This window comes from Microcystis sp. M061S2, from assembly GCF_020245605.1.
GTDB lineage: Bacteria > Cyanobacteriota > Cyanobacteriia > Cyanobacteriales > Microcystaceae > Microcystis.
Map to the genome: position 1 here is coordinate 37,658 of NZ_JADBUP010000043.1, position 13,303 is coordinate 50,960.

Annotated in this window: 11 protein-coding genes, 1 tRNA gene and 1 pseudogene; 3 read left to right on the forward strand and 10 right to left on the reverse strand. The window is 40.8% G+C overall.

Annotation, left to right across the window (positions count from 1 at the left end):
* The first annotated feature begins 136 nt into the window (after positions 1-136).
* Positions 137-3,049, forward strand: a complete 2,913-nt coding sequence (gene uvrA, locus IM475_RS08425) for an excinuclease ABC subunit UvrA (RefSeq protein ID WP_287727278.1) — start codon at positions 137-139, stop codon at positions 3,047-3,049.
* Here uvrA and IM475_RS08430 read toward each other — a convergent pair.
* A complete protein-coding gene (locus IM475_RS08430; protein WP_287727279.1) occupies positions 3,006-3,782 on the reverse strand; it encodes a class I SAM-dependent methyltransferase in 777 nt (258 codons plus the stop codon). The genes uvrA and IM475_RS08430 overlap by 44 nt on opposite strands.
* Before the next feature lie 285 nt (positions 3,783-4,067).
* Between IM475_RS08430 and IM475_RS08435 the strand changes: the two genes are divergently transcribed.
* The gene (locus IM475_RS08435) at positions 4,068-4,790 is read left to right on the forward strand and encodes a hypothetical protein (protein WP_287727280.1); all 723 of its coding nucleotides are present in this window, start codon (positions 4,068-4,070) and stop codon (positions 4,788-4,790) included.
* Positions 4,791-5,098: 308 nt separating this feature from the next.
* Here IM475_RS08435 and IM475_RS08440 read toward each other — a convergent pair.
* Positions 5,099-6,237: pseudogene (locus tag IM475_RS08440) on the reverse strand (IS630 family transposase).
* Between the two features lie 85 nt (positions 6,238-6,322).
* On the opposite strand from IM475_RS08440, the gene IM475_RS08445 reads away from it, so the two are divergent.
* The gene (locus tag IM475_RS08445) at positions 6,323-6,526 is read left to right on the forward strand and encodes a hypothetical protein (RefSeq protein ID WP_287660633.1); all 204 of its coding nucleotides are present in this window, start codon (positions 6,323-6,325) and stop codon (positions 6,524-6,526) included.
* A gap of 218 nt (positions 6,527-6,744) precedes the next feature.
* On the opposite strand, the gene IM475_RS08450 is transcribed toward IM475_RS08445, so the two are convergent.
* From IM475_RS08450 to IM475_RS08485, 8 genes are all read right to left on the reverse strand, one after another.
* A tRNA-Leu gene (locus IM475_RS08450) sits at positions 6,745-6,829 on the reverse strand.
* On the reverse strand, positions 6,808-7,695 hold the full coding sequence (locus IM475_RS08455; protein WP_287660634.1) for a M48 family metallopeptidase: 888 nt from the start codon (positions 7,693-7,695) through the stop codon (positions 6,808-6,810). Before IM475_RS08455 ends, IM475_RS08450 begins: the two co-directional genes overlap by 22 nt.
* Positions 7,688-8,107 carry a tetratricopeptide repeat protein gene (locus tag IM475_RS08460; protein ID WP_287660635.1) on the reverse strand — a complete coding sequence of 140 codons (420 nt, stop codon included), beginning with the start codon at positions 8,105-8,107 and terminating at the stop codon, positions 7,688-7,690. The genes IM475_RS08455 and IM475_RS08460 overlap by 8 nt, the downstream gene beginning before the upstream one ends.
* Before the next feature lie 119 nt (positions 8,108-8,226).
* The gene (locus IM475_RS08465; RefSeq protein WP_159253905.1) at positions 8,227-8,964 is read right to left on the reverse strand and encodes a sulfite exporter TauE/SafE family protein; all 738 of its coding nucleotides are present in this window, start codon (positions 8,962-8,964) and stop codon (positions 8,227-8,229) included.
* A gap of 31 nt (positions 8,965-8,995) precedes the next feature.
* A complete protein-coding gene (locus IM475_RS08470; RefSeq protein WP_004163590.1) occupies positions 8,996-9,763 on the reverse strand; it encodes a proteasome-type protease in 768 nt (255 codons plus the stop codon).
* 111 nt (positions 9,764-9,874) lie between these two features.
* A complete protein-coding gene (fabG, locus tag IM475_RS08475; protein ID WP_002782849.1) occupies positions 9,875-10,651 on the reverse strand; it encodes a 3-oxoacyl-[acyl-carrier-protein] reductase in 777 nt (258 codons plus the stop codon).
* 141 nt (positions 10,652-10,792) lie between these two features.
* A complete protein-coding gene (locus IM475_RS08480) occupies positions 10,793-11,692 on the reverse strand; it encodes a lysophospholipid acyltransferase family protein (RefSeq protein WP_287660636.1) in 900 nt (299 codons plus the stop codon).
* Between the two features lie 105 nt (positions 11,693-11,797).
* Positions 11,798-12,283 (reverse strand): DUF29 domain-containing protein, encoded by a 486-nt coding sequence (locus IM475_RS08485; RefSeq protein ID WP_287727281.1) that lies wholly within the window; start codon positions 12,281-12,283, stop codon positions 11,798-11,800.
* Positions 12,284-13,303: the final 1,020 nt, after the last annotated feature.

The following is a 13,303-nucleotide window of genomic DNA, read 5'->3' on the forward strand; positions in this document are numbered from 1 at the left end:
ATAGATTTTGCCTTCGATCCCCCCTTAATCCCCCCTTGATAAGGGGGGTATCTGACAATTTTTAACACCTACCTACTTAGTAGCTGAAACCCATTCATCAAGGCTATGATTGTTAAGGACTACTTGGCACCGTCCGATGGCTCAAACTGACTCAATCCGTATCCGTGGCGCCCGACAACACAATCTCAAAAATGTTGATCTCGAATTACCCCGCAATCAGTTGATTGTTTTTACGGGAGTTTCGGGATCGGGCAAATCTTCCCTCGCTTTCGACACTATTTTTGCGGAGGGACAGCGCCGCTATGTGGAGTCCCTCAGCGCCTACGCGCGCCAATTTTTGGGACAATTAGATAAACCCGATGTGGATGCGATCGAGGGTTTAAGTCCGGCTATTTCCATCGACCAAAAATCCACTTCCCACAATCCCCGTTCTAGTGTGGGAACTGTAACGGAAATTTACGATTACTTGCGTTTATTGTTCGGTCGTGCCGGTGAACCCCATTGTCCCCATTGTGATCGCAATATTGCCCCCCAAACCATCGATCAAATGTGCGATCGAGTGATGGAATTAGCCGAGAAAACCCGTTTTCAAATCTTAGCCCCAGTAATTCGCGGCAAAAAAGGCACTCATAAGCAATTAATCTCTAGTTTGGCCTCCCAAGGCTTTGCCCGGGTGCGGATTGACGGCAAGGTAGTAGAATTATCCGAGGGCATCGAGTTAGATAAAAAACATCTTCATGATCTTGAAATTGTTATTGATCGCCTGATCAAAAAAGAGGGTTTACAGGAAAGATTAGTGGATTCTTTAACCACTTGTTTAAAGCATTCCGATGGTGTAGCGATTGTGGAAATTCTCGATGAGAATAACGAAGATAATCCCGAAGTTACCAAAGAAATTGTCTTTTCCGAGAAATTTGCCTGTCCCGAACACGGGGCAGTTATGGAAGAATTATCCCCCCGTTTATTCTCTTTTAATTCTCCCTATGGTGCTTGTCCCAACTGTCACGGATTGGGCAGTTTACGGAAATTTTCGGCAGATTTAGTCATTCCAGACCCAAAACAACCGGTATATTCTGCTATTGCCCCCTGGTCAGATAAGGATAATTCCTACTATCTTTCTCTCCTCTACGGTTTAGGGCAAGCTTTAGGTTTTGAAATCCAAACTCCTTGGCATAAACTAACAAAAACCCAGCAAGATATCATTCTCTATGGTAGTAAAGAACCGATCTATTTTGAAGATGATTACCGTTACGATACTGGTCGCGGTTACTATCGAGAATTTGCGGGAGTTATCAATATCTTAGATAGGAATTATCAAGAAACCACCTCGGAAGTTATTAAACAAAGACTAGAGAAATATATTGTTAACCAAACCTGCGAAGTTTGTCACGGAAAAAGATTAAAACCGGAAGCTTTATCGGTACGTTTAGGACAATATACGATCACGGATTTTACTGGAGTTACCATTCGGGATTGTTTGCAGAGAATTAATGATTGTCATTTAACCCCAAGACAGGCATTAATTGGGGAATTAGCCATCAAAGAAATCAAAGCGAGACTACAATTTTTAATCGATGTGGGATTAGATTATCTTACCCTCGATCGACCGGCGATGACTTTATCCGGGGGAGAATCCCAACGAATTCGATTAGCCACTCAAATCGGTTCGGGATTAACGGGAGTATTATACGTTCTCGATGAACCTAGCATCGGATTACACCAAAGAGATAATAGTAAACTGTTAGAAACCCTGCAAAGATTGCGAGATTTAGGTAATACTTTAATTGTCGTCGAACACGATGAAGAAACGATTCGGGCAGCCGATTATGTGGTCGATATCGGTCCCAAAGCGGGGATTCATGGCGGAGAAATCATCTGTCAAGGCAGTTTTAAAACCCTTTTAAAGTCCAAAAAATCGATAACAGGGGCATACTTATCGGGACGCAAAGTTATTGAAACTCCCCCCCAAAGAAGGTATGGGAATGGTAATGCTTTAGTCTTAAAAAATTGCCATCAAAATAACCTAAGAAATATCGATGTAACGATTCCTTTAGGAAAATTAGTCTCGATTACGGGGGTATCTGGTTCAGGCAAATCCACCCTAATTAATGAGTTATTATATCCAGCTTTACAACATCATTTAACCCGTTTAACTCCCTTCCCCAAAGAGTTAGATAAAGTGGCAGGATTGGACGCGGTTGATAAAGTAATTGTCATTGACCAATCACCGATAGGACGCACTCCTCGGTCAAATCCTGCCACCTATACGGGGGTTTTTGACATTATTCGCGAGATTTTCACCGAAACCATCGAAGCAAAAGCTAGAGGTTACAAAGCGGGGCAGTTTTCTTTTAATGTTAAGGGAGGACGCTGTGAAGCTTGCCTAGGCCAAGGGGTAAACGTCATCGAGATGAATTTTCTCCCCGATGTCTATGTGCAGTGTGATGTGTGTAAAGGGGCGCGTTACAATCGGGAAACCCTACAGGTTAAGTATAAAGGTTATTCGATCGCCGATGTCTTAGATATGACGATCGAGGAAGCATTAAAGGTCTTTGAAAATGTCCCCCGGGCCACCACCAGATTACAAACTCTCGTGGATGTGGGTTTAGGATACTGTAAACTCGGTCAAAGTGCGCCCACTTTATCCGGTGGAGAAGCGCAAAGGGTGAAATTAGCGGCCGAATTATCCCGACGGGCCACGGGAAAAACCCTATATTTGATCGATGAACCGACTACGGGGTTATCTTTTTATGATGTGCATCATCTCTTAGATGTGTTACAAAGATTGGTCGATAAAGGTAATTCGATTATCGTCATCGAACATAATCTCGACGTGATTCGCTGTAGCGATTGGATTATTGATTTGGGACCGGAAGGAGGGGACAAGGGAGGAGAATTAATCGCGGTGGGAACACCGGAAACCGTGGCTAAATGTGAAAAATCCTACACCGGTCATTATCTTGCCCAAGCATTACTTCAATATCCCCCAAAAAAGCGGGATAATATTAGGGAAGAACACAGAGATAATAAAGCCAATGATCAAGATTAGTATTTAACTCTTGTTCGCTCTTAATTTCCTGACCGGTTTTCCAAGAATAAATTTTAATCTCTTGAAAGTAAGACCTTAACTGTCTTAATTGTTCTTTGGGGGTGGCGTAATAATTTCGCAGACGAAAATTATGGGGTTCATCCCGAATAATTGCATAGTCAGCAGTCAATAACTGTTGGTAGCTAAGAGAGGGATTACAGGCCCGCAAAATCGCCCAGATGACTAAATTGACATAGCTACTAAAAGGATTGAAACTAATCTTTTTTTTCCAATCGAATTCTGGGATAATTCCCTGAAGATTATGACTAGAAAAGCAAAAATAACCGCCAGTTTTACCGATGCGGCTAATTTCCTCTAAAACTAGAAAACGGTCAGCATGGGAAATATAATCAATGCCATTAAAACTAAAGAGAATAAAATCAAAATAATTATCCGCAAATTGTTCTAGATTTCTAGCATCGGCCACTTGCCAGACTAAATGGGGGAATTTTTGACGACAAGCGGCGATCATTTCCGCAGAATAATCAACACCGATATATTCTCCCACAAGAGGGGCAAAATACTTCGTAGTCCGTCCCGCACCTACCCCTAAATCAAGCATTTTCATCGTTGATAAATGCTCTTGCAGCAGGGTTAAAATTGTCTTTTCTGCCGGCTGTAGCGCGGTTAATTGGGCATAATAACCGACAATACTAGGGTCTCTATAGGTTTGCTGATTTTTGTCCTTAATCATTCTCGATCGCTCTTTCCTGCTGCCATCTTTAAGAAAATATTTAGACTATCATAAGATGCGCTTGAATTATCAACTTGGCATCAATGCAGCTTTTTAGTTCTTTTGTCTCATCTACAAGCATAGCATTTTCCAAAAGTGATAAAAGAAATATAAAGTTATTTTATAGTAGTTGTCTTTGGTGTCTGTCTGTGTTACAATTACCACAGCCAGTGATTATTAACACTTAGATAAAAAACTTCAAATATTATCTTAATCAATAGGAAAAAACATTTGTCTTGAGATGATATGAACAAAACTATTTTGAGCAATGCAATATTTATGACGTTTTTTTTATCGACGGTTAGTCATCGATATACTCAGAATGAGGCTTCTTTTCCTATTCGAGCTTTGGAAGGAGATAATTGTAATCGAGTAGTTGAATTGATCTATCAATCAGAAAAATTAGCATCAAATGACTCTAGCACAAAAGTTTATTTTGAAGGGTTTTTAAGAAGAATAGGAAAAGATGAAGATCAAACAAATACATTGGGATTTTGTGAACCAGCAACGGACAGGGAAACTCTATCTATTAAGATTGTTGTTGAAAATAATAATGAAATAAAAAAGATTGAATTACGTTCAGAAAAATCTCCTGGATATATGATATTCACACCCATATCTTTCGATATAAAAAATAATTATATTTTAGCTCGATACTATTTAGCTAATAACTGGGGTTCAGTAGATACTGGATATTTCACATACGATCTAAAATCCGATAAATTATCTTATATAAAAGCTTGTCAAGAAGAAGATTGGGTCGAATATAGAGACTTTATTTCTTCATTAGAAATTGCTTTTAAGTGTTCTTCTTACGGTCAAGATCCAACAGAAACATCATTTATTTATGATATTTTTAATTCTAGCAATGGTCAAGTTTATCGAGTCAGAGAAAGAATCAGAATCAAACACGAAAGATTTGGTGAAATTGTTGATTCAATGTCAATCATCAAAAGGCAGGTTTTTTAACTAAATAAATCCTGCTAATACTGTATCAAAAATTACAGCTAGTTTAACGCTATTTTACATTTATAAGGAACTTAATTGCGTCGATAAACGCAGAAAGGAGTAATTCCAGATATAATATAAAGTCGTTAATAAGAAGGTTAAAAACACTGGTTCACCATCTTTAAGAAAATATTTAGACTATCATAAGATGCGCTTGAATTATCAACTTGGCATCAATGCAGCTTTTTAGTTCTTTTGTCTCATCTACAAGCATAGCATTTTCCAAAAGTGATAAAAGAAATGTAAAGTTATTTTATAGTAGTAGTCTGTCAAGTTAAAATTGACGGATATAATTTAGTTAATTTGATACGAGCATCTTCGGTAGTGAATTGCCAATCAACAGGAGAAGAAGATTGATTTCTTTGTTGTTCCCAAGCCTCCACTTCTTGGATTAAAGTTTCCTTGTCAGAAATACGTCGGTTAAGACACTGTCTATTTAAAACACTCAACTCAATTTCCGCCATATTTAACCAACTTCCATGTTTAGGAGTGTAATAGAACTCTAATTTATCTAAGATACGACGAGCTTCAGGGGGAGGAAATGCTTTGTATAATGAAGCTTTAACATGGGTATTTAAGTTGTCTTGAACGACTCGGATTTTTTCAGCATCTGGATAACGTTCATCTACCAAGTATTTCATTTGTTGGGCATAATCAATACTCGTCCGTTGGTCAGTGACCTCAACGTGCCTCCAAGCTTTTAAAGGTTCAAAAAACATAAATATATTACTAACTCCTTCTCGTTCATATTGATAATCAAAGCGTTCAGGTTGTCCGGGTTCAGGAGGTAAAGGTGGTCGAGTTTCTGAAATGAGTTGTTTGCAGCTTTCATCAAAACAAACCAAGGGATAGGCTGGGTCGTAGGGCAGGATATATAGCCCTAAAACTTCTGACCTCTGACACACAAACTCAGCATCTTCATTAGGGGGAATTACCCAACATTCTTGTAACCAAGGTTTAATTTCGTTTTTTTTAACACTTGTCTAATGCTTTCATGAGAAATGCTTTCTACATACTCTAACACGACCATTTGTTCTGCTAATAATCGTAACGTCCAACGATGATAACCTGTTGGCGTTTCTGAGCAAGCCAGAGCTATTAAATGGGCTTCTGTTTCTCCATCTATCTTTTTCAGTTTTGACGAGTTTTGGGGGCGAGGATTTATGGCTTTTTCTCATCCTTCTTCAACAAATCTTTGTCTGACTCTTTCTATTGTCCTTCTACTGACATCCAAGGCTTCACTGATCTGATGATCATTCCAGCCCCCATTCTCTTGACTAATATCTGCTTTGAGCAAGATACGAGCATGATTAATTTTTCGGGCAGCCGCTTTCCCTTTTTGGGTCAATTCTTGCAAATAAGTACGTTCATTCTCCGTTAGGGAGACAATATATTTTTTAGCTGGCATAACTGGAAGAGTTAGTCTAAATTTAACTCTCCTATTATCTGTCATTATTGCTTTGACAGACCACTAGCACCGGGAGAGGAAAGCTATGCTTTCAGGTTTACTAAACAAGGGGCAAAACAGTTTTGGGACAGAATCCAACAGCGATACAGCCCAGCAAAATTCTTTGAATGAAAAATATTTATCTGAAGATGCAAGTGACGTTATAAAAGCTGGCTCTAAATCTTACATGAATTATCGAGAACGGGCTGAATGGTTGAAAAAGTTAAAACAGCCGAAACAGGAAAACTAGGGTTAACTGTGATCTTTCAAAATAAAATTCCCCTTTTTCTTGGGGAATTTTATTTATCTTGTCTGATGGGATTATTTAGGGCTTCCAGTAATATTCAGCAAACCCTATATACTGGTCATCATTCATGCCATCGCTAAAAGCGAGGGACGAATGCTGACACTAAGTTAAAATTGCGGTAACGCACCATAAATTCTTATGCTTGGTTTTTGTCAGTTTAATGGGCGGAGTCGGACTCGAACCGACATGAGGGGCTGCCTCGCCACATTTTGAGTGTGGTGCGTCTACCAATTTCGCCATTCGCCCTTGGCACTAGCTTTATCATTATAACCCATTTTTGGCCCCTTTAACAAATTGTGATAATCGGGGGAACTAGCCCAACGATCAATTTCTCGCGCGCGTAGGACGGGGAGGGGATGGGTTAACTGTTGGGTTTGCAAACCCTTTAACATTTCGCCCATTTCCGAGGCGCTGACGGCATCGTAGGACTTGGCCTGATCGATAAAAGCCTCTAAATTTAATAAAGGTGCGAGACTGGGGGAACCTCCGGCTAACTTCATTAACACCGACATGACGATTTTTGGGTCTTGAACTGCCAATAAAGCCGCTCGATCGCAGCTAAACTCGGCGCAGCGCACCCAGGCTAACATTCTTTCCTGTAGGGATCGTGCTAACATTGTCCCCCAATTGGGCAGCAATCCCGCCGCTAGGACCATAATATTGGCTAAAGTGAGATAAACGCCGTGTTCACATTTGAGATGACCTAATTCGTGGGCGATTACCGCTTGAATTTCTGCGGGAGTCAGCATTTCAATTAGGGAAGTGTGGATAACCATAAACGGTTTTTTGCCGCGCATGGCGAAGGTATAGGCGTTAGGAACGGGGTTTTGTTGAATGTATAATTGAGGTGGTTCTAAGTCGAGAATTCGGCAAGCTTCTAGGAGTAGATTATGCAGGTCGGGTAATTGTTTTTCCCCCACCAAAACACTAGCAGCAATATTATTTAAGTAAAAGAATTCCTCAGCGACGGAACCTAACAAACTTCTTACGGCTATATCTAACCCAGGCAATTGTTTGAGGGAATTAGTCGCATCCAGGTCGATAGGATGCCGAAAATCATTGGCTTTTAAGCCGAGTAATAACTGTTTTGATAATTCCATATTCTTATTCATTTAACCAAGCTTTGACGCGTTCTAAACTTTTCCAATCGGGTTTTCTAGCCAAACCATCGGCGATATTTTCATCCACTTCTTGGCGAACTTCTTTGTTTAAACTAACTAATTGTTGGATTAGTTCGATATGTTCTCTGACTCCGGCGGTTTTGGTTTCTAACATAGCCAAAACCAAATTGATCCGGTTTTGGGGGGAAACTTTATCGAGTTTAACGGCTTTTTGGGCGGCTTTTAGGGCTAATTCCGGTTTATCGGTGAGCATATATAACCAAGCTAAACAGGACCAAACGGCGGCATTTTTCGGACTGCGATCGCTTAATTGTTTAAATTCTGGCAATAAACTGGCGGCGCTTTCTCCCTGTTGGTAGCGTTCTAAACCTTGTTCGAGGGTAAAATTGGCGGTTTCTGTCATTTTCAGTTGCGGGGTTAATCAAGGAGCAAATTTAACGGTTATCGGTGTATTACACGGGGTTAATACAATTCAACTTTATCTAGTATTCTAGCAAAATTTGTCCCCTTGTCAGCAAAATTTTAAAAGACGATGCCGCGTTCTCGCCAGATCATCAATAGGCCACTCATCGAAACGAATAACATCACTGCTTGTTTAAATTGCTGGGGACTCATTTTTTCTAAAACTTTTTGTCCTAACCAATTACCCGGCCAGGCCGCTAATCCTAATAATAAACCGTAACCGAGAAAAGGCAGATGTAAAACTCCAAAAGCTGCGTAGGCGATTAATTTGGCCACATGAACTACTACCATGTGAACGGATTTCGTTGCCACCATTGGTTCTTTAACTAGCCCATAGTTGATATAAAACAGGTTCATCATCGGGCCAGTACTACCAACTAATCCCGATAGGAAAGCGTAGATAAATCCCGAGGGCATAAAATACCAAGTTTTAATCTCAAAAAAAGGATTTTCTTCTTGGGGAAATAATTGTTTAAGCGAGGAGAAAACCAGAAAAATTCCCAAAACTAGCGGCAACCATTTGAGTTGTAAATGGGCAAAGACAAAAGCACCGAGGGTAGATCCCATAATTGCCCCGGGTAGATACCACACCGTCGAGGGCCAGTCAATGGCGCGCCAATACATTCCCATGCGTTGGACGTTACCGAGTAGCATCCCCGTGGTTAAAACCGGAGGAATGACGGCAGCATCGAGAAACCAACCTAAAACGGGGAGTAGAATCAGGGGACTGCCCCCACCAGCAAGGGTACTAAAAAACCAAGCTAGACTACCTGCCAACATCAAGGTAACAATGATCATCGAGTTGTAAAGTTAAGTTAAAAAGAGCTACTTAATCTATTATGATATCCTCTTTGGGGTCTTCATCGGTATAATGCCATTCCACATTGGGCATAGCCTCGAAAGCTTGCCGGACGTAATCTTCCCAGAGTTTCCGCATTTTGGCTAGGTAGGGATCTCCTAGGCGCAATTGTAACTTATGACGTAGGCTTAGGCTATTAGCTTCATACATACTCAAATAGATAGGCGGTCCGACGGAAATATTCGATTTCATGGTCGAATCGATGGAAAGTAAGGCACATTTTGCCATTTCCTCTAGGGGTGTATCATAGGTAATAGTGCGATCGAGAATCGGTTTACCGTATTTAGTTTCACCTATCTGTAAAAAGGGCGTTTCTTTGGTGGCTTGAATATGATTTCCCTGGGGATAAATCAGGAATAATTGCGGATCTTCTCCTTTAATTTGTCCCCCAAGAATAAACTTACATTTAAAATCAATATTATCTTTTTCTAGCCAGGTTCTTTCCCTAGCTTGTACTTGACGACTTTTATCACCGATATAGTGGGCGATATCGTAGAGATGAGTCAGAGAATGGAGATTTTTATCCTCTTGATTGTGCAGATCTCTTTTTAGTTCGTGAATCACTCCTTGGCTAATCGATAAATTCCCCGATGTACAGACCATAATTACTCTTTCTCCCGATACCGAAAAGTCAAATAATTTCCGATAGGCCGAGATATAATCGACTCCCGCATTCGTGCGAGAATCCGCCCCCATAACAATGCCAAAACGATTGATAATTCCTAAACAGTAAGTCATTTTAAATTATAAATTATGAATTATGAATTGGGAAGTGGGGAGATGAGAGTGCCAGAGTTGGGATAAAAAAGCTAAATTCTGACGACCAACAACTGATAACTGATAACTGAATTAAGCCATAACCATACCACCATCGACGTTAAAGACTTGACCAGTGATATAAATAGCGGCGGGATCGGCGGCTAAAAAACGCACCATTCCGGCAACTTCTTCCGGTTTTCCATAACGGGAGAGGGGAATATATTTGAGAATTTCATCTGCTTTGAGGTCATGAGTCATATCGGTTTCAATAAAGCCGGGGGCCACGGCATTAACAGTGATGCCTCGACTGGCAAATTCTTTGGCTAAAGTTTTCGTTAAACCGATAACACCGGCTTTAGCGGCGCTGTAATTAGATTGACCCGGATTACCCATCAAACCGGATACAGAAGTGATGTTAATTATGCGGCCGCTTTTCTGTTTTAACATCAATTTACTGACGGCCCGAGTGCAGAGAAAAACCCCGGTTAAATTGAGATCGATGACCGCTTGCCAGTCTTCTAATTTCATTCTTAACATTAGGGTATCCCGGGTAATACCGGCATTATTAACTAAGACATCAATATGACCGAATTTTTCCTTGGTACTGTCCACTAAATTATCCACTTCTTCGCTTTTAGCCACATCTGCTTGTAGAGCTATTGCCTTTCCCCCGGCCGCGGTAATTTCTTCGACAACGGCATCGGCAGCACTGCTAGATTTAGCATAGTTCACCACTACAGTAGCACCCTGGCTGGCTAATTCCAAGGCGATCGCTTTACCGATCCCTCGCGAGGCCCCGGTTACTATGGCTACTTTGTCTTGTAAATGCTGGCATTCTGCGGGTAATAGTTTCATAATTTTCTGCATTCCCCAAATAATCGTCAAATCTCAAGAGAAAACTTTGTACTGATAACTTTGCTCAAAACACTTCATTATCTCACAAGCGGGCCAATCTGACCGCAGCAATCCTCAAGCGCGATCGCTCTGTCCCCACTTTCCTCTATAGTATCAGGGAGAATTGGCTGCCACTAATTGATCGAGTTGCTGCTGCATCAAATAACAGACTTTCTCATAACATTCGCGTACATAACGGCGGTCCCGGGCTGCTTTTTTGCCGTAACGTTCAAAAATAATTGGGGGACAAACCCGCGTATGTATCGGTACGGGTAAGGGAATATTCGGCAAGGGACCGATAGCTAGTCCCCAGGGTAAACCGAAATAGATGGGACAGGTCCCAGGGTCAATACCGAAAGGCCAAGGCATACCCTTTTTATGCAATTCTTTTAATTGAGGATAAATATCTTCGAGGACAAACAGAGTCGAGTGAGCGCCGTGGGAAATGGCGGGAATAATCGGCACTTCGTACTGTAAAGCTAGTTTAACAAAAGCTTGATTACCGGCAAAATGAATTTTATTTCTTAAACTGTGGGGACGGAAAACATCGGTAGCACCTCCTGGATAAATTAAGACACTAGCACCACTGTTCAAAGCTGCGATCGCCATTTTCGGATGAGCATGAATGGCCCCCATTTGGGCCACTAGATGCGCTTGGGATGGAAAAACTTGCCAGACTCGCGAATCCATCAAACCATAGACTAAGCGATCGCTGCCAAATCGTTGAAACCAATCATACATCATCATAAACATATCGGGAGCCGCTAAACCGCCGTTATGGGAGCCGATGAATAATACCTGTCCTGAGGGGGGAATATTTTCCCAACCATCGGTTTTAACGCGAAAATAATGGTGATAAAACCAATCCAGAAGGGGGACAAATTTTTCGATCACCTGCGGATCGCGATCCTCTAATGACCAACCCGTGAGGGTATCAACAGGGGCCTTGGCCGCTTGTAGGGATAATTCGGCAAAAGTGGCCGTAGATGAGACAAAAGAGCTAAAAATCTGCATTGATGGCCAGTGGATAATTTAATCGCATCTTATTATCGCAAATTTGGGTTAAAAAACCCATCGTTTTAGAACGGCTTTCCTTGATAATTTTAACATCTTTAATGTCTAATCTTCACAGTTGAACCAATTTTTATCTAATAATTGCTCTAAACTGTAAGGACATTCTCGGGGAAAATCGCTAGAAAAACCAGTTTTTTCTTGAACATAATCTAAAGCATCCTGATAGATTATCGGTAATTCCTCAGCTAAATAATTCTGTAAATTCGTCGTTAAATATTTTCTTAACTGAGTGCGAAAACTGATAATTTCCGCTCGCCAATGATTCCGATTTATTTCTGCTTCTGTTGTCCAATAGTGTAAAAGTAATAAATGTATGATCACTTGTTCAAGTAAGCTACTGACTCGGTTTTTATCTCTTTTACTCAAGCTTTCTAATTCCTCAATTAAATGGATTATATCTAATTCATCTAAGCGATTTTCCTTGAGGAGTTTTATTGTTTCCTCTAACCAAAGATGTTGATCAATTTCGTAAAGTAGGGGCAGGGTTTCTCCTCCCTCTACTTGCAAGGGATTCTGATTTAAAGTTTTCATTGCATTGTTTACGGTTCTTAATAGGAGATAAGTACCCTCATAGTGAGGACTTTAACCCTCATATATATATTAAGCCACTTTCTCCTAATTTTGATAGTGACACGGGAAAAATCACCGCCCACGCATATTGTCCCGTATTGCACGATCATCGCTGCCTAGAACGGGATGAATACGACAAATGTTACCACAGTCAGGCAAGTTCAGCTCTCGTTGCAGGGATAAGATGGTATTTTGTAGTTTCGATATTTTTGCACTTATTGCCTCTATTTTTTCCCTGATTGAAACAAGCTGTTCTCCAGCATCTTCATAGGCACGTCTTGTTTCCTGGTCTTTAGGATGTCGTCTTCCCCTGTTTTCGCGAGGATATACAACTGTATAAAGCACAAACAATGGATATAATCTCTTCCTCTCCTCCTGCCATTCCGAGATTTTCTTCTCCAGTTCTTTTATTAGAACTCTTGCAAATTAATTAGGGCTTGCTGAATAAATCTAAAAACCTTGCTGGATAAGACTTTTAGACTTTTTGGCAATCAAAAAGTACCAGCCCTGGGAGTGAGCGGGGGGAAAATTCAGGTACTTTTTCCCTGAAAATTAGGTAATTGACCACCTCAAAATCGGTAAAACCCCACACCCTACACCCCACACCCGTTCGGACCTGGGCGTGAGACTTCGGACGTTCGGCGAGCTCAGTCGAGCGGACGGTGAGCTTGTCGAACCGCCGCGTGAGCTTTTGTCGAACGCTCGGTCGAACGCTGATCTCACGGCCGAAGCCTGCCCCCACGAAAAACTTTTTCAGCAAACCCTAATTATATGTTATAGTAATGAGTTGACTAATTTTCCCCAAAAAATTAGTTGATTAGTACATTTGTTATGAATAAAAACCTGAAGTTTTACTTTTAACTCAAAACTCTTTAGAGCTGCTTTAATTTGGTTATCAAAACCTCTTTATTTAAGCGGCACAAACTATCTCAATTATAAAAATTGAGAATAAATTCTCCTTGTAGATTAATGTTTGACAAC

Excerpts from the sequence above, each read along its gene's own strand:
- uvrA (WP_287727278.1), top strand. The coding sequence starts at position 137 with ATGGCTCAAACTGACTCAATCCGTATCCGTGGCGCCCGACAACACAAT.
- IM475_RS08430 (WP_287727279.1), bottom strand. The coding sequence starts at position 3,782 with ATGATTAAGGACAAAAATCAGCAAACCTATAGAGACCCTAGTATTGTC.
- IM475_RS08435 (WP_287727280.1), top strand. The coding sequence starts at position 4,068 with ATGAACAAAACTATTTTGAGCAATGCAATATTTATGACGTTTTTTTTA.
- IM475_RS08445 (WP_287660633.1), top strand. The coding sequence starts at position 6,323 with ATGCTTTCAGGTTTACTAAACAAGGGGCAAAACAGTTTTGGGACAGAA.
- IM475_RS08455 (WP_287660634.1), bottom strand. The coding sequence starts at position 7,695 with ATGAATAAGAATATGGAATTATCAAAACAGTTATTACTCGGCTTAAAA.
- IM475_RS08460 (WP_287660635.1), bottom strand. The coding sequence starts at position 8,107 with ATGACAGAAACCGCCAATTTTACCCTCGAACAAGGTTTAGAACGCTAC.
- IM475_RS08465 (WP_159253905.1), bottom strand. The coding sequence starts at position 8,964 with ATGATCATTGTTACCTTGATGTTGGCAGGTAGTCTAGCTTGGTTTTTT.
- IM475_RS08470 (WP_004163590.1), bottom strand. The coding sequence starts at position 9,763 with ATGACTTACTGTTTAGGAATTATCAATCGTTTTGGCATTGTTATGGGG.
- fabG (WP_002782849.1), bottom strand. The coding sequence starts at position 10,651 with ATGCAGAAAATTATGAAACTATTACCCGCAGAATGCCAGCATTTACAA.
- IM475_RS08480 (WP_287660636.1), bottom strand. The coding sequence starts at position 11,692 with ATGCAGATTTTTAGCTCTTTTGTCTCATCTACGGCCACTTTTGCCGAA.
- IM475_RS08485 (WP_287727281.1), bottom strand. The coding sequence starts at position 12,283 with ATGAAAACTTTAAATCAGAATCCCTTGCAAGTAGAGGGAGGAGAAACC.